Here is a 14,023-nt window from a genome sequence, read left to right as displayed (position 1 = left end):
GGGCGGGAGCGGGCCATGCCCGGACCGACGCCGCCGATCGACGGGCGGCGCTCGGTCGCCTGCGGGGCGGCCTGCCGCAGCGGGAAGGCGTGCACGCTGTTCGAGCTGCGCGAGGCCGACCTGCTGGCCGACGCGCCGGAGTGGGCCTGGCTGCGGATCTGGACCGACACGCTGGTGCTGGCGTTCTGCACCAACCGGCCGCTGCCCGGGGTGCCGCGGGTGCTCGCCGACATCTGGTCCGAGCTGCCCGAACGCCGCCGCGAGTGCCTGCTGGCCACGCTGGTGGAGCGCGGCGTGGCCCGGCGGGCCTGGTCGCTGCGCACGCTGTACGACCCCGACCTGCTGACCCAGAAGGCCGCGGAGGTCGCGCTCGAACTGCTCGCCCCGCGGCCCGCCGCCGGGAGCGGTCCGCGGCGGCTCACCGAACGCCAGGGGCCGGAGTGGGTGATCCAGCAGGTCCGCTGGCTGCACGAGGTGGACCGGCTGTTCCCCCACGGGCATCCCGCGCCTGATCTGCGCAGCCCCGCGCCGCCGATGGAGTACGCGCTGTTCGGCGCGGGCCCGCACGGCAGGCAGTACATCCACGCTCCCGAGACGCCCGCGGGCGGCGAACTGCTCGGCCACCGGGCCAAGGCCCTGCGGCACCACCCGATGTCCATGGAGGTGGACCGCAACCGGGCGCTGGCCTGGCGGGCGATCCTGGGCGACGACGAGCACGCGGTGGTGGGACGCGACATCATGACGGTCGCCATCGGCGTGGACCCCGCGCAGCGGGTCGGCCACGTGGCCCAGACGATGGCGGCGAGCTGGCTGGAGACGGTGCTGTCGTGGCCGCGCCGGTTCGTCATGCCGTTCGACGGCGACTCCGACGCGGAGGCGGAGATTTCGTTTACCGACTAGTAGCGTAGAGTGGCTGATATGCCACGAAAGGTGACATTCTTTCTCGGGGCCGTGCTGATCGCCGGGGCGCTGTTCGTGATGGGCGCCATCACGCTGACGGTCGTGCTGGCCGCGTGCATGCCGAGGTCCGTTCCGCCGTACACGCCGATCGTGCGGGTGTCGCCATGATCTACACGGCGAGGGGCGACGAGGCCGATCCGCGGCTAGGATCGGACGTCATGAGTCAGCTTCCGTTCAGGGCGCAGGTCGCCAGCGCGCTCGGCCGGACGGCCGCCACGCTGTCCCGCATGACCGGGCGTGGCGACGGTTCGGTGATCGGCGGCCGGGTCGGCCTGGTGCTGGAGCCCGACCTCCTGCGCAAGCTCGCGCAGGACCGCAAGCTGGTGCTGGTCAGCGCCACCAATGGCAAGACCACCACGACCCGGCTGATCACCTCGGCGCTGCTGGAGCTCGGCGAGGTCGCCACCAACGCCTTCGGCGCCAACATGCCGGCCGGACACGTGTCGGCGCTGTCGCAGGCCAAGCGCGCGCCGTACGGCGTGCTGGAGGTCGACGAGAAGTACCTCCCCGACGTGCTCGACACGACGGGCGCGAGCGTGCTGTGCCTGATGAACCTCAGCCGCGACCAGATGGACCGCGCGGCCGAGATCTGGCTGCTGGCCCAGAAGTGGCGGCGGGCGGTCGCGGGCAAGCCCGTCCACGTCGTGGCCAACTGCGACGACCCGCTGGTCACCTGGGCCGCGTCCACCGCGGGCCAGGTCATCTGGGTGGCCGCCGGGCAGCGCTGGAAGGAGGACTCCTGGTGCTGCCCCGAGTGCGGCGGCCCGCTCGACCGCAAAGACTCCGACTGGGCCTGCCGCGAGTGCACCTTCAGGCGTCCGCAGCCGCACTGGGTGCTCGACCACGACATGGCGATCGACCCGCGCGGGCAACGCTGGCGGCTCGACATCCAGCTCCCCGGCCAGGCCAACCGCGCCAACGCGGTGATGGCGCTGGCGGTGGTGGAGATCTTCGGCGTACCGGTGCAGCGGGCGCTGCCCAAGCTGGCCGAGGTCCGCTCGGTGGCCGGCCGCTACACCACCGTGGAACGCGACGGCAGGCACGCCCGGCTGCTGCTGGCCAAGAACCCGGCGGGCTGGCTGGAGGCGTTCGACGTCACCGACCCCGCGCTGCCGATCATCCTGGCGGTCAACGCGCAGGGCCCTGACGGGCGCGACACCTCCTGGCTGTGGGACGTCGACTACCGCATCCTGCGCGGCCGCCCGGTGTTCGTGACCGGCGAACGGAAGCTCGACCTCGCCCTGCGGCTGGACACGGCCGGCGTGCCGTTCCAGCTCGCCGGTGACTTCACCGAGGCGCTGGCCGCGCAGCCGCCCGGCCGGGTCGATGTGATCGCCAACTACACCGCGTTCCAACACATCCGGACGGAGTTCGGCCGTGCAGAATGACCCCAGGCGCACCGAGAGCGCCCTTCGCATCGTCTGGATCTACCCGGACCTGCTGAGCACCTACGGCGACCAGGGCAACGTGCTGGTGCTCGAACAGCGCGCGCTGCGCCGCGGCATCCCCGTGGAGACCGTCCACGTGCGTTCGGCCGACCCCGTCCCGGAGACCGGTGACATCTACCTGATCGGCGGCGGCGAGGACCGCCCGCAGATCCTCGGGGCCGAGCGGCTGCGCCGCGACGGCGGCCTGCACCGGGCGGTGGCCAGGGGCGCGACGGTGCTGGCCGTGTGTGCGGGCTACCAGATCCTCGGCACCACGTTCGGCGGCGAGGAGGGGCAGCCGGTGCCCGGCATCGAGCTGCTGGACATCGCCAGCGGGCGCGGCAAGGCCCGTGCGGTCGGCGAACTGGCCGCCGAGGTCGCGCCGGAGCTGGGCGGCCTGCCGACGCTGACCGGTTTTGAAAACCACATGGGGGTGACCTGGCTCGGGTCGGCGGTGCGACCGCTGTCGCGCACGATCGTCGGCACCGGCAACGGCGACGGCACCGAGGGCTGCTACTCCGGCCGGGTCGTCGGCACCTACCTGCACGGCCCGGCGCTGGCCCGTAACCCGGCGCTGGCCGACCTGCTGCTGAGCTGGGCCACCGGGCCGCTGGCCCCGCTCGACGACACCTGGTACGACCGGCTCCGCCAGGAGCGCCTGGCGGCCGTGCTGCCCGCTCAGTAACCCGTCAGTAGCCCGTCAGTAGACGAGGGCCTGCGCGCCCTCGGTGACGACCTCCTCGACGAACGCCGGGGCCCCCGCGATGCGGACGCCCTTGATCAGGTCGTCCACGGTGATGTCGCGGCGGGCCGCGCACTGCGTGCAGAGGGTCACCCGCCCGGCCGCGAGGACGGCGTCCAGAAGGTCTTGCAACGGGGCGGCGTGGGCCAGACTGAACTCCGCGGCCCGGCCGGGCAGCGCGAACCACGACGCCTCGCCGGTCAGCCACAGCGAGACCGAGATTCCGCTCGCCAGCGCCGCCGCCGCCACCGTGAACGCCTGGTTGCATCGCTCGGGGGCGTCGGCTCCCGCGGTCACCTTGATCACCAGTGAACGTGCCATGCCGGAAAGCCTATTCCGACGGCGCCATGATCCACCAGACGGCCGTCCCGATCAGCAACAGCGCCCCGCCCACCGAGGTCAACGCCGCGGTCAGCCTGGAGCGGGTGCGCAGCTCGGCCTCGAGCCGACATCTCCGGCCCCGATGGTCGGGGTCTTGGCCATCACCTGCTGCCGGTACCGCTCGTACAGGGCCCAGCCGATCAGGGCGAGCCCGGCGAGGATGAACGCGATGCGGTAGATCAGCATCAGGGGTTTCCGGGGAGATTGGCGCTATGTGGTGACATGGCTGACCAATTTAGAGGCTTCGGCCCGGTCGTGATGGCACACTCCCGCTCCCGCGTGGCTCTAGGCTCCTGTCCTATGGGCCTACCTGACACGCATGCCGACCTCGAACCGCTCGCCTTCCTGCTCGGCCGGTGGGAGGGCGCGGGAGTCGGCGGATACCCGACGATGGAGAGCATCCGGTTCGGCCAGGAGATCGTCTTCGGGCACAACGGCAAGCCGTTCCTGAGCTATGTGAGCCGCACCTGGCTGCTGGACGAGGACGGCGGGCGGGTGCGCCCGCTGGCCACCGAGACCGGCTACTGGCGGGCGCAGCCTGAGCGCCAGGTGGAGGTGATGCTCGCGCACCCGACCGGGATCGTGGAGATCTACCTCGGCGAGGTGGTGTTCAACAAGGTCGAGCTGGCCACGGACGTGGTGGCGCGTACCGGCACCGCCAAGGAGTACGCGGCGGGCCGTCGGCTGTACGGGCTGGTGAACGGCAACCTGATGTGGGCCTATGAGATGGCGGCGATGGGGCACGGGATCCAGCCGCACATGTCGGCCGAGTTGAAGAAGGTGGCGGAGTTCACCGGCGAGGAGTCCTGAGCGGAGCGCCCGGTGCGCGGGCATGAAAGAACCCCGGGCGCGCTCCACCCGCCTGATGCGGATGGGCCGGATGGACCAACAGGCGCGATGCGCCTTCCGGCTGCCCGGGGTTCCGGTGGTTGCCTTGTACTCGCCGGACGTCGCCAGACGCCCGGACCTAGGTCCGGAGTCGGCGAGTCCTAACGGACCCCCACCTCGCTAGCCCAATAATGATCAACCATTGTCTGGACCACCTCCTTTCCGCGTGCTTGCACGATATGTCCCGGCCGCAAACCACGGCAAACCTTTTTTGACGGACACCCATCCGCCCCGAACGACACCGCCTTGGACCTGCCGGTACGGAAACCTGCGATCGCCGGATCGCCGGATCGCCTGGGGGCGGGAAACCCGTCCCACGGCCCTCCAGGCCGGCTTCACGGCCTCGAACAGGCCCCTGGTGGAATGGGCGACGAACGGGCCCTCCCGCTCGATCAGGTCGGGCAGGTCGCGCAGCCGGGCGCGGTGGCGCTCGACGGTGAAGCCGGGGACGATCCGGATCACCTTGCGCAGGAAGTAGACGACCGCGCCGATGTCGGTGAACTCCATCCGCAGCCGCTCCGGGCGCGTGTCGACGACCTCCAGGCCGGCCGCGCGGGCGTCGGCGGACTCAAGGTCGGGGTGGCGGGTGCGCCTGATCTCCTCCGGCTGCGGTCCGAGGAAGAACTCCGTCAGCTCGAACACGCTGGCCGGGCCGACGTACGCGGGCGCGCTCACCGCCGCGCTGCTCGCGCACCCCAACCTGTTCCCGCTGATGGTGACCCGCCCCGCGATCACCCCCGGTAACCTGCGTGCCATGGAGGACGCGCTCACCTCGCTCGGCCGGGCGGGCTTCCCGCCCGGCACCGCACCGGACATCCTCTACTCGGCGATCGGGTTCGTCGTCGGCCATGTGGCGATCCAGGTGGCCTCGGGCCGGGGCCAGGAACCCGACCCGTCGCTGCTGTCGGCGGGGCTGACACCGGGAGAGTTTCCGCTGCTCAGCGTGGCGGTCGCGGCCGGGCGTGAGCTGGTGACGCGGTTCGGGTTCGCGCTCGACGCCATGCTGTCCGGGTTCGAGACGGCACGCCGGCCGGGCGGGGCGTAGCGCGATGCGGGTCACCTTCGCGACCGCGCCGGGCGCCGACCGCAACGAAGATTTCGTGGTCGCCGCGTCCACCTGGGCGTTCGTACTGGACGGGGCCACCGTCCTGCCGGGTGTTCGCACCGGCTGCGTCCACGACGTGCGCTGGCTGGTCGCCCGGCTCGGCGCGGCCCTGGCCGGTGGGCTCTGCACCCGGCCCGACGAGCCGCTGCCCGGCCTGGTGGCCGTGGCGATCGAGGAGACCATGGCCGCGCACGCCGGCACCTGCGACCTCGGCGATCCCGACTCGCCGTCGTCCACGGTGACGGTGCTGCGCGAGCGGGGCGACGCCCTGGACTACCTGGTGCTGTGCGACTCGCCGCTCGTGCTGTGCCGGTCCGGCGGCGAGCCGACCGTGGTCCACGACGATCGGGTCGAACGGCTGCCCGGCGGCCGGCCGTACGGCAACGCGCTGGTGCGGGCGCACCGCAACCGGCCCGGCGGGTTCTGGGTCGCCTCGACCGCGCCCGAGGCGGCCCACGAGGCGGTCACCGGCACGGTGGACCGGGCGTCGGTGACCGCCGCCCTGCTGGTCAGCGACGGGATATCCCGGCTGGTGGACTGGTACGGCAGGCCGTGGCGGGACCTGGTCGCGACCGCCGGGACGGACGGGCCGCACGAGCTGATCACGCAGGTCCGGGCGGCCGAGCGCGAGCACGGCCCCCGGTACGGCAAGGCGCACGACGACGCGACGGCCGTTTGGGTCACCTGGTGAGCGGACGGCCGGGCGGTGCGCCGCCCGGCCCAGGGGCCGTGTCCTGCCCGTGTCCTGGCGGTGCCTCCTGCACTCGACCCGCACCCACTTGCCGTGCCGCTTACAGAACTTGCACCACCGCTTCTTACACCAGCGCCACCGGCACTGCTGGGTATCCGTGGCGCAGCTCATGGTCGTCGAGACCGTGGCGGACTGCGCGGGCGCCGCGGCGGTGAGCGGGGCAAGCCGTACGGCGGTGGTGTTCGTGGCGCGCCGCCGTACGGTAAAGGTCACCAGGCGGGGACGAGATCGGCGCTGATCGGCACCTCGGGCACGGCCGTGTTGGTGACCACGGTCAACTCGTGGCCGTCGCGGGTCGGCCGCCACTGGCCGCCGATCAGCGGCACCAGCGCGATGTTGGGCGTGGGACCGCCGGTCCAGTCGAGCGGGCCCGCGATGGTCGTCAGGCGGGTGCGGGCGAGCGCCTGGGCGATGGCCGCCCGGTCGGTGGGGTCGGCGGCGCCCGCCAGGGCGTGCCAGGCGACCTCGACGAGGGCGTGCGCGAGGCCGAGCGGCTGGAGCCAGGGGTGGCCGGTGCCGTGCTGGTAGGCCCAGGCCAGGTCGGCGGCGGTCGTGCCGTCCAGTGAGGATCGGTAGGGGTGGGCGGGCGTCCAGTAGACCAGGGTGCCCACGCGGGCTCTGGCCAGGTCCTCGCCGGCCTGCCGCCGGTGCGGGTAGGCGAGCCAGCGCGAGCTGGTGATCAGCCGGGGGCGCAGCCCCGCCTGGAGGGCCTGGCGGTGGAAGGTCGCGAGGTCGGCGCCGGTCGCGGCGCTGGTGACGATGTCGGCGTCGTACCGGCGCAGGCGCTCGACCTGCGGGTCGAACCGCGCCGCGGGCTCGGAATAGCCGCCGAGGTCGACCAGGGTGTGGCCGCGCGCCACCGCCGCGGCGGTGAACCCGTGGCGGGTGTGCCGCATCAGCCGGCCGTGCAGGCCGTCGTTCCACAGGCAGCCGACCGGCCCTCCGGGGGCCAGCAGGTCCCACATCTCGGCGAACACGGTGGCGATGTCGTCGAGGCCCCAGGCGAAGTGGTAGGTCCAGCGGAAGTGGTCCTGGCGGTCGATGTCGCGCCGGTGGACGTACGCCTGCCAGGGGAACGTGGTGGACACGCACGGCACCCGGAGGGACTCGCAGATGTCGGCCACCGCGGGTAGCACCTGGGTGCCCGCCATGGTGAGCACGATGTGCGCGCCCTCGTCGGCGGCCAGCTCGCGCACCGCCCGCCGGGCCCGGACCGGGTCGGACCGGCTGTCGCGCACCGCGACCCGCACCGGCCGGCCGCCCACCGCGGGCAGCCTGGGCGCCAGCCGTCCGAGGACGAACGCCAGCGGATCGCCGAGCCGGGCCAGTCGCCCGGTCCGTGGGACCACCGCGCCGATGCACAACGACGCCGTCGTTTCCATCAACACCTCGCTGAACTGCCAGGGGCGGACCGGGGGCAGGATCGAGGGCCACCGGCGGTGCGGCCCCGATCGCGTGCCCCCAGTGGGTGTGCCGTGGGCCCTACTTGGTGACGCAGGTCGTCCGGCTGACCACGGCGATGGTCTCGTTGCCGCAGTTGTTGCTGTGTCCGGAGGCGTTGCGGGCGAACAGCAGGTTGGACAGCGTGCCGCCGCTCGGGCCGGTCACGTCGCCCCCGTGGTGGTGGTGCTGGTCCTTGGTCACGCAGGTGCGATCCTTGACCAGGGCGATCTTGCCCGTGCCGCACAGGTTGGCGTGGCCGGAGGAGTTACGGCCGGAGACGTTGGACAGCAGGCCGCCCGGGCCGCCGTCGTGGTCGCCGGTGCCGGCGAGGGCCGCGCCCGCCGAGGCGGTCACAATCGCGGCCACGGCCGCCGCGACCGCCGCGAACTTCTGGAATCTTTGCATCGGTCCGTCCCTGTTCTGGTGTGGGAGGTGATCCCCTTCGCCGTTCGTCACGCGAAGGGCAGACGACAGAGAGTAACAGAGTGACCACGAATTGTCATAATGATCACCAAGTCCCGGCGCGGGACCCCCGAGGTGGATCAGGGCCGCAGCCGGTGGAACAGCTCCACGCGGGCGCGGTGGTATTCGAGGTTTTCCTCGTCGTGGACGACGCCTTCGGCGGCCACCTTGGTGAAGTAGGCGTACTCCCGGCGCAGCCGGTGCCGCAGAAGCTGTGCGAAGCTCTCCTCGTCCAGCTCCTCCGCGGTGCCCCCGGCCTCCAGATAGCAGGCGATGAACTCCTTGCCGCTTGCCGGAAAGTCGTCTTCGCCCCATTCGAGCGCGGCGGAGGCCAGTTCCAGCTCCGGCACGCCGACGAACGTCTCGTCCCAGTCCAGTACGGCGGTGATGACGCCGTCGTGGATGAGGGTGTTGCCGGCGTAGTAGTCGCCGTGCAGCGGGTGGCGCCGGGTGTGCGTGCGGTGGAACTCGGCCAGCCACCGGTCCAGCGCCGGATCGGGCAGGCCGTCGGCGGGGTCGCGCGCGTCGGACGGGCCGTACAGGCCGTGCTCGGCGAAGGAGGGGACGGGACGCGGGCCGGGGTGGGCGTCGGCGAGCGCCCGGTGCAGCCGGGCCAGCAGCCGCGCGGCCTGCTCGCGCTGGACGGGCACCTCCGCGTCGGGCCAGGCCCCCTCGATGTACGGCCACAGCGACACCGGACGGTCCTCCACCCGGATCACGGTCGCCCCGTCCGGGGTGGGAACCGGGGTCACCGCCTCGGGGAGCCGGGCGACGGCGTGCCGGGCGACGGCGTGGCACCACTCGATCTCGGCCGAGCCCCGCCAGGTGGGGCCGATCCGGACGACGTGGTCGCCGATCCGGTAGGCCGCGGACTCCTCTCCGCCGAACAGCCGCTCCTCCTGCCCGTCCACTCCCCAGGTGGTGACAAGGGCCTGCCGTATGGCATCGGTAACTGGTGTTTCGGTATAGATCACCCCATTAGGCTATGCGGACGCGCGTTCGGAAGCGCTGCGGCTCCGGCCCCCATCGCCCCGGGAAAGACCTAGACTTCAGTCATGACCGAGACGTCGTGGCATGAGGAGCTTCGCTCCCGCGGCTATCGGGTGACGCCGCAACGTCAGCTCGTCCTGGAGGCGGTCAAGGAGCTGGAGCACGCCACCCCCGAAGACATCTGCGTCCGGGTCCGTGAGACCGCCCGCGGGGTCAACATCTCGACCGTCTACCGCACCCTGGAGCTGCTCGAAGAGCTGGGCATGGTCACCCACACCCACCTCGGGCACGGCGCCCCGACCTACCACCTGGCGGCCGAGGCCGATCACGTCCACCTGGTGTGCCGGGGCTGCGGCGAGGTGACCGAGATCCGTCCCGAGCTGGTGCAGAGCCTGGTCACCACGCTCGACACCGAGCTGGGCTTCGACACCGACGTTCACCACCTGACCGTCTTCGGCCGCTGCCGGGCGTGCAAGTAATCTGAATGCCATGTCCAGCCCTTTGCTCAAGACGCCAGGCGCGGTGGCCGCCGAAGGCCCCGACGCGGGAGTGGCCGCCCACTACGGCGAGCCGTACGCCGAGCAGCGTGCGCTGGCGGCCGGGGAGGCGGTGGTCGACCGGAGCAATCGCGAGGTCGTCTCGATCACCGGCCCCGACCGGCTGCGCTGGCTCAACGACCTCACCTCGCAGAAACTCGACATCCTCCAGCCCGGCGAGCCCGCGCAGACGCTGTTCCTCGACGGGCAGGGCCGGGTGGAGCACCACCTGACGCTCGTGGACGACGGAAAGACCGTGTGGGGCCATGTCGATCCCGGGGCGGGCGCCGCGCTGGTCGACTGGCTGGAGCGGATGCGGTTCATGCTGCGCGTCGAGGTGGCCGATGAGACCGCCCGCTATGCCGTGGTCTCGCACCTGGCCGATGACCTGCCGCTGCCCGAGGGCGCCATCGCGATGGGCCACGACGTGCTGCTGCCGCGCGCCGAGCTGGAAAAGCACCTCGGCCTGCGCCTGGCCGGGCTGTGGGCCTACGAGGCGCTGCGGGTGGCCGACCACCGGCCGCGCCTCGGTTTCGAGACCGACCACAAGACCATTCCACACGAGGTGGGCTGGATCGGGCCGGCCGTCCACCTGTCCAAGGGCTGCTACCGGGGCCAGGAGACCGTGGCCCGGGTCCACAACATCGGACATCCGCCGCGCCGCCTGGTGTTCCTGCACCTCGACGGCAGTGTGGACAAACTGCCCGCGCACGGCGCGCCCGTCACCGCCGATGACGGCGAGACGGTCGGCTTCGTCGGCACCGCCGCGCGCCACCACGAGCTGGGGCCGGTCGCGCTGGCCGTGGTCAAGCGCACGGTCCCGGTGGAGGCGACGCTGCTCGCCGACGGCGTGGCCGCCACCCAGGAGGTCATCGTGCCGCCCGACGCGGGCCGCAACGTGGCGGTCGACCCGGCGCTGCGCCGCCGGTTGCGCTGAGGCTCACACGTCCACGATGCTGAGGCTCACACGTCCACGATGCTGAGGCTCACACGTCCACGATCAGGGTGATCGGCCCGTCGTTCACCAGCGCGACCCGCATGTCCGCGCCGAAGACGCCGGTCTCGACGTGGGCGCCGAGCGCGCGCAGCTCGGCGACCACGGCGTCCACCAGGGGCTCGGCGACGGGCCCCGGGGCCGCCGCCTGCCAGGTCGGGCGGCGGCCCTTGCGGGCGTCGCCGTACAGCGTGAACTGACTGATCACCAGCAGCGGGGCCGCGACGTCCGAGCACGACTTCTCGCCGTGCAGGATGCGCAGCCCCCACAGCTTGGCGGCGAGCCGGCCCGCCTCGGCGGGCGTGTCGCCATGCGTCACGCCCACGAGCACCAGCAGCCCTGGCTCGTCGATCGCGCCCACGACCGAACCGTCCACCGACACCGACGCGGAACTCACCCGCTGCACCACTGCTCGCATGCCTGCGAATTCTGCCAGTCGGGCCGCTGTTTACACTCGTCCGGGGAGACGGGCGACAGAGGGGCGACATGGAGACATTGGTCATCGAGGTGGTACGTTCCGGCTTCGTGGAGTCCGTGCACCGGGCGCGGGTGTTCGCGGCGGGGGCGGACGGGTCGGTCGTCGCGGCGTACGGGCCGGTGGACGCGCTGGTGTCCCCCCGATCGTCGATGAAGCCGCTCCAGGCCCTCGGCATGCTGCGCGCCGGGCTCGACCTCGACGGCGAACTCCTCGCGCTGGCCTGCGCCAGCCACTCGGGGGAGACGTTCCACACCGACGGCGTACGCAAGATCCTGGCCGGCGCGGGCCTCGGCGAAGACGCCCTGGGCTGCCCGGCCGACCTGCCCGAGCACGCCGAGTCGCGGCGGCAGGTGCTGCGGTCGGGCGGCGAGGCCGCCCGGATCACCATGAACTGCTCCGGCAAGCACGCCGCCATGCTGGCCACCTGCGTGCTGAACGGCTGGCCGACGGCCGGCTACCTCGACCCGGCCCACCCGCTGCAACGTGAGATCCGGGCGACCGTCACCGAACTCACCGGCGAGCGCATTGCCGCTTCCGGGGTGGACGGCTGCGGCGCGCCGCTGTTCTTCGTGTCGATGGTCGGCGTGGTCCGGGCGTTCCGGGCGTTCGGCACGGCGGCGGAGGGCACGCCCGAGCGCCGGATCGCCGACGCGATGCGCGCCCATCCGCACTGGACCTCCGGCACCGAACGGCCGGAGGCGGCGCTGATGTGGGCCGTACCGGGGCTGCTGCTGAAGGCGGGCGCGGAGGGCTTCGACGCCTTCGCCCTGGACGACGGCCGGGCCGCGGCCGTCAAGATCGAGGACGGCGGGGCGCGGGCCAGGGTGCCCGCCACCGTCGCCGCGCTGCGGGCCCTCGGCGTGACCGCCCCTGCGCTCGACGAGCTCGCCGCGCCGGCGGTGCTCGGCGGCAGTGATCCGGTCGGCGAGATCCGGGTCCGTTAGAGGCTTCTGAACTGCCGGGCGGCCGAGATCGCGCCCGAGGTGGTGGTGGTGAAGGTCCGCATCGACCCGGCGAACTTCGACAGGTCCCACTCGGCCGGCCCGTGGTACCAGTACAGGTTGTCCGCCGGGTGGCCGTTGCCGTTGACCGAGGCCACCACCCGGGCCCAGCGATCCACGTTGTCGAAGACGACCGCGTAGGGCAGATAGCGGGAGAACACTTCGACCCGTTTGTCGGGTGGCACCCGGTCGAGGTCGCCCGCGGCGAGATACTCGCGGAAGCCGAGGGTGTGGGCGAGGGCCGCCGCGCCCTTGGCGGTCTTGGCCGGCATGTACTGCCCGCCCATGGCCAGCGCCGCGCCCGCGATGATGACGGCCAGCCCGAGCAGGCCGTACGTGGTGAACCAGGCCAGCGCCACGGTCGCGAGCACCCCCGCCACGGTGAGCGCGGCCCCGGCGATCGTCCAGCGGGTCCGCACGCCGTCCGGGCGGCGGGCGAACCAGCCCTGCGTGACGACGTCGGAATAGAGCGCGTCGCGCACCCCCGCGAGCCCGGCGGCGAACGAACCGTGCAGGTCGGACAGCCGTACGGCGTCACGGCCGTCGAAGATCGCGTCGTACAGCGCCCGCTCGTAGGGCAGCAGCGACGACACGGGGGCGTCCGGGAGCTTGACCAGCATCCAGTCCGGCGCGTCGTAGGTCTGCCGCGGCTGCTCGTCGATCCGCAGGTAGCCGCGTACGGCGAGATCCACGATGGAGGCGGTCACGTCGATCACGTCGGCCTGCTCGTCGAGCAGCGTGCCGACCTGGCCGGGGCGCACGCCGTCCGGCGGGGTGAAGTGGCCGTCGCGCAGCGGGTCCAGTGCGCCGGACTCGTGCCCGACCACGCGGGCGTCGCGGCCCCTGGTCCAGTACAGCAGGCCGACGCCGCCGAGCAGTACCACCAGCAGCCCGGCCAGCGCGCCGCCGGTCACCGCGTTCACCGTGAACGCGTTGGACAGCTCGAATCTGCGCTCAAGGATCGGCGTGCCGCCGCTGGTACCCTTCGGGTAGCCCATGATCACGGTGAGCGTCTCGCCGCTGCCCAGGCCCTGCTGCTCGAAGTCGCCGGTCGCGCCGGTGTGGTCCATCGAGGCCGCCGTGCAGGGCAGGGCGGAGGTGAGCGGGCCGGCCACGCAGGAGAGGTTCTGGATCTGCGCGCTGCCGGCGACCTTGACGGTGGCCTGCTCGACCCGCGCCGACCAGCCGCCCGCCGCGTGCCAGCGCAGCTCCTCGCCGCCGCCGATGGGGGTGATCACGCCCTTGACGTCGTACTCCAGCGTGGCGGTGCCGCTGGGGCCGCCGGTGACGGTGATGGTGTCGCCGGTCAGCCGGCCGTCACCCTTGAGGCCGGAGATCGTGTAGAGGCGGTCGTTCGCGTCGTCGTACCTGGTCCGCGTGACGAACGTCCTGGCGGGCGCGCCGCCCTCGTAGGTGACGGTCTCCTTGACGTGGACCACCCCGCCAGGGCGGAGGGTCAGCTCGACGGCGTCCGTTTTGATCACCCCGGCCGCGCTGCGCGCGGCGGCCGTGGAGGTGGGCAACGCGAGGAGAAATGCCGTGGAGAGCGCCGTGCCGAAAGCGATCATGACCGCCAGACCGGAGGTCGTACGGACGGCCGCCCGGCGTATGAGTGATCCCGCCATGACAGGTCAGCCTACCGAGAATCCGAAGGTAGCAACGGACACACGGTATTGATTGCGATATTTCATGAAATCTAGAACTTTTCGTGTGAAGCAGGGATTTAAGGAGGGAAGGGGCTTTGTGATCGACCTTTCCCCGACGCTGTTCACCGGCGGGTGGATCGCGGACCTCTAGCATTACCGGGAAGTCGCACATCGGGTATTCGGATTCGGTTCGAGTGCGAGGGGTCCGGGGGCTGGGGA

General features: G+C 72.2%; 17 protein-coding genes and 2 pseudogenes. 11 read left to right on the top strand and 8 right to left on the bottom strand.

All coding sequences use genetic code 11. The annotated features are described in order from the left end of the window. The 4 genes and pseudogenes from C1I98_RS22835 to C1I98_RS22825 all read left to right on the top strand — a co-directional run. Positions 1–900: pseudogene (locus tag C1I98_RS22835) on the top strand (ATP-binding protein); the annotation flags it as partial. A 30-nt stretch (positions 901–930) separates the two neighbouring features. Beyond that, on the top strand, positions 931–1,068 hold the full coding sequence (locus C1I98_RS41635) for a hypothetical protein (protein ID WP_158558148.1): 138 nt from the start codon (positions 931–933) through the stop codon (positions 1,066–1,068). 50 nt (positions 1,069–1,118) lie between these two features. Next, positions 1,119–2,348 (top strand): Mur ligase family protein, encoded by a 1,230-nt coding sequence (locus tag C1I98_RS22830; protein WP_111169478.1) that lies wholly within the window; start codon positions 1,119–1,121, stop codon positions 2,346–2,348. Next, positions 2,338–3,072 (top strand): type 1 glutamine amidotransferase, encoded by a 735-nt coding sequence (locus C1I98_RS22825; protein ID WP_111169475.1) that lies wholly within the window; start codon positions 2,338–2,340, stop codon positions 3,070–3,072. Before C1I98_RS22830 ends, C1I98_RS22825 begins: the two co-directional genes overlap by 11 nt. A 15-nt stretch (positions 3,073–3,087) precedes the next feature. On the opposite strand, the gene C1I98_RS22820 is transcribed toward C1I98_RS22825, so the two are convergent. Further along, on the bottom strand, positions 3,088–3,450 hold the full coding sequence (locus C1I98_RS22820; protein ID WP_111169474.1) for a DsrE family protein: 363 nt from the start codon (positions 3,448–3,450) through the stop codon (positions 3,088–3,090). A gap of 90 nt (positions 3,451–3,540) precedes the next feature. Continuing rightward, a complete protein-coding gene (locus C1I98_RS41630; RefSeq protein WP_158558147.1) occupies positions 3,541–3,696 on the bottom strand; it encodes a hypothetical protein in 156 nt (51 codons plus the stop codon). Positions 3,697–3,810: 114 nt separating this feature from the next. Between C1I98_RS41630 and C1I98_RS22815 the strand changes: the two genes are divergently transcribed. After that, positions 3,811–4,320 carry a heme-binding beta-barrel domain-containing protein gene (locus C1I98_RS22815; RefSeq protein ID WP_111169473.1) on the top strand — a complete coding sequence of 170 codons (510 nt, stop codon included), beginning with the start codon at positions 3,811–3,813 and terminating at the stop codon, positions 4,318–4,320. A gap of 408 nt (positions 4,321–4,728) precedes the next feature. Here the strand turns inward: C1I98_RS22815 and C1I98_RS44190 are convergent. After that, a pseudogene (locus C1I98_RS44190) lies at positions 4,729–5,055 on the bottom strand (SAM-dependent methyltransferase); the annotation flags it as partial. A 55-nt stretch (positions 5,056–5,110) separates the two neighbouring features. Between C1I98_RS44190 and C1I98_RS22805 the strand changes: the two are divergent. From C1I98_RS22805 to C1I98_RS44185, 3 genes are all read left to right on the top strand, one after another. Continuing rightward, positions 5,111–5,443 carry a TetR/AcrR family transcriptional regulator C-terminal domain-containing protein gene (locus tag C1I98_RS22805; protein WP_233508088.1) on the top strand — a complete coding sequence of 111 codons (333 nt, stop codon included), beginning with the start codon at positions 5,111–5,113 and terminating at the stop codon, positions 5,441–5,443. A gap of 4 nt (positions 5,444–5,447) precedes the next feature. After that, positions 5,448–6,194, top strand: a complete 747-nt coding sequence (locus C1I98_RS22800) for a protein phosphatase 2C domain-containing protein (protein WP_111169471.1) — start codon at positions 5,448–5,450, stop codon at positions 6,192–6,194. 157 nt (positions 6,195–6,351) lie between these two features. Then, entirely contained in the window at positions 6,352–6,492 is a 141-nt protein-coding gene (locus C1I98_RS44185; protein WP_233508087.1) for a hypothetical protein, read from the top strand. Here C1I98_RS44185 and C1I98_RS22795 read toward each other — a convergent pair. The 3 genes from C1I98_RS22795 to C1I98_RS22785 all read right to left on the bottom strand — a co-directional run bounded on the left by C1I98_RS22795 (position 6,464) and on the right by C1I98_RS22785 (position 9,133). After that, positions 6,464–7,636 (bottom strand): ABC transporter substrate-binding protein, encoded by a 1,173-nt coding sequence (locus tag C1I98_RS22795; protein ID WP_111169470.1) that lies wholly within the window; start codon positions 7,634–7,636, stop codon positions 6,464–6,466. The genes C1I98_RS44185 and C1I98_RS22795 overlap by 29 nt on opposite strands. A 100-nt stretch (positions 7,637–7,736) precedes the next feature. Then, entirely contained in the window at positions 7,737–8,102 is a 366-nt protein-coding gene (locus tag C1I98_RS22790; RefSeq protein WP_199537138.1) for a hypothetical protein, read from the bottom strand. Between the two features lie 137 nt (positions 8,103–8,239). Next, positions 8,240–9,133, bottom strand: a complete 894-nt coding sequence (locus C1I98_RS22785; RefSeq protein ID WP_111169469.1) for a phosphotransferase enzyme family protein — start codon at positions 9,131–9,133, stop codon at positions 8,240–8,242. An 81-nt stretch (positions 9,134–9,214) separates the two neighbouring features. Here C1I98_RS22785 and C1I98_RS22780 point away from each other — a divergent pair, with 81 nt between their 5' ends. Both C1I98_RS22780 and ygfZ read left to right on the top strand, forming a co-directional pair. Then, positions 9,215–9,628 carry a Fur family transcriptional regulator gene (locus C1I98_RS22780; protein ID WP_111169468.1) on the top strand — a complete coding sequence of 138 codons (414 nt, stop codon included), beginning with the start codon at positions 9,215–9,217 and terminating at the stop codon, positions 9,626–9,628. A gap of 10 nt (positions 9,629–9,638) precedes the next feature. Continuing rightward, complete coding sequence (ygfZ, locus tag C1I98_RS22775) at positions 9,639–10,622, top strand: CAF17-like 4Fe-4S cluster assembly/insertion protein YgfZ (RefSeq protein WP_111169467.1); 984 nt, start codon at positions 9,639–9,641, stop codon at positions 10,620–10,622. 49 nt (positions 10,623–10,671) lie between these two features. Here ygfZ and dtd read toward each other — a convergent pair whose 3' ends face one another. Then, the gene (gene dtd, locus C1I98_RS22770) at positions 10,672–11,097 is read right to left on the bottom strand and encodes a D-aminoacyl-tRNA deacylase (protein ID WP_111169466.1); all 426 of its coding nucleotides are present in this window, start codon (positions 11,095–11,097) and stop codon (positions 10,672–10,674) included. Between the two features lie 68 nt (positions 11,098–11,165). On the opposite strand from dtd, the gene C1I98_RS22765 reads away from it, so the two are divergent. Then, a complete protein-coding gene (locus C1I98_RS22765) occupies positions 11,166–12,101 on the top strand; it encodes an asparaginase (protein ID WP_111169465.1) in 936 nt (311 codons plus the stop codon). Here the strand turns inward: C1I98_RS22765 and C1I98_RS22760 are convergent. Beyond that, positions 12,098–13,783: a DUF2207 domain-containing protein gene (locus C1I98_RS22760; protein ID WP_233508086.1), complete on the bottom strand. Its 1,686-nt coding sequence runs from the start codon at positions 13,781–13,783 to the stop codon at positions 12,098–12,100. The two genes, C1I98_RS22765 and C1I98_RS22760, sit on opposite strands and share 4 nt — an antisense overlap. Between the last annotated feature and the right edge of the window lie 240 nt (positions 13,784–14,023).

The organism is Spongiactinospora gelatinilytica (assembly GCF_003236385.1).
GTDB classification, from domain to species: Bacteria; Actinomycetota; Actinomycetes; order Streptosporangiales; family Streptosporangiaceae; genus Spongiactinospora; species Spongiactinospora gelatinilytica.
This window is presented reverse-complemented; position numbering and strand designations above follow the sequence as displayed.

Excerpts from the sequence above, each read along its gene's own strand:
- C1I98_RS22795 (WP_111169470.1), bottom strand. The coding sequence starts at position 7,636 with ATGGAAACGACGGCGTCGTTGTGCATCGGCGCGGTGGTCCCACGGACC.
- dtd (WP_111169466.1), bottom strand. The coding sequence starts at position 11,097 with ATGCGAGCAGTGGTGCAGCGGGTGAGTTCCGCGTCGGTGTCGGTGGAC.
- C1I98_RS22800 (WP_111169471.1), top strand. The coding sequence starts at position 5,448 with ATGCGGGTCACCTTCGCGACCGCGCCGGGCGCCGACCGCAACGAAGAT.
- C1I98_RS22780 (WP_111169468.1), top strand. The coding sequence starts at position 9,215 with ATGACCGAGACGTCGTGGCATGAGGAGCTTCGCTCCCGCGGCTATCGG.
- C1I98_RS22815 (WP_111169473.1), top strand. The coding sequence starts at position 3,811 with ATGGGCCTACCTGACACGCATGCCGACCTCGAACCGCTCGCCTTCCTG.
- C1I98_RS22805 (WP_233508088.1), top strand. The coding sequence starts at position 5,111 with ATGGTGACCCGCCCCGCGATCACCCCCGGTAACCTGCGTGCCATGGAG.
- C1I98_RS22820 (WP_111169474.1), bottom strand. The coding sequence starts at position 3,450 with ATGGCACGTTCACTGGTGATCAAGGTGACCGCGGGAGCCGACGCCCCC.
- ygfZ (WP_111169467.1), top strand. The coding sequence starts at position 9,639 with ATGTCCAGCCCTTTGCTCAAGACGCCAGGCGCGGTGGCCGCCGAAGGC.
- C1I98_RS41630 (WP_158558147.1), bottom strand. The coding sequence starts at position 3,696 with ATGCTGATCTACCGCATCGCGTTCATCCTCGCCGGGCTCGCCCTGATC.
- C1I98_RS22790 (WP_199537138.1), bottom strand. The coding sequence starts at position 8,102 with ATGCAAAGATTCCAGAAGTTCGCGGCGGTCGCGGCGGCCGTGGCCGCG.
- C1I98_RS22760 (WP_233508086.1), bottom strand. The coding sequence starts at position 13,783 with ATGGCGGGATCACTCATACGCCGGGCGGCCGTCCGTACGACCTCCGGT.
- C1I98_RS22765 (WP_111169465.1), top strand. The coding sequence starts at position 11,166 with ATGGAGACATTGGTCATCGAGGTGGTACGTTCCGGCTTCGTGGAGTCC.
- C1I98_RS22830 (WP_111169478.1), top strand. The coding sequence starts at position 1,119 with ATGAGTCAGCTTCCGTTCAGGGCGCAGGTCGCCAGCGCGCTCGGCCGG.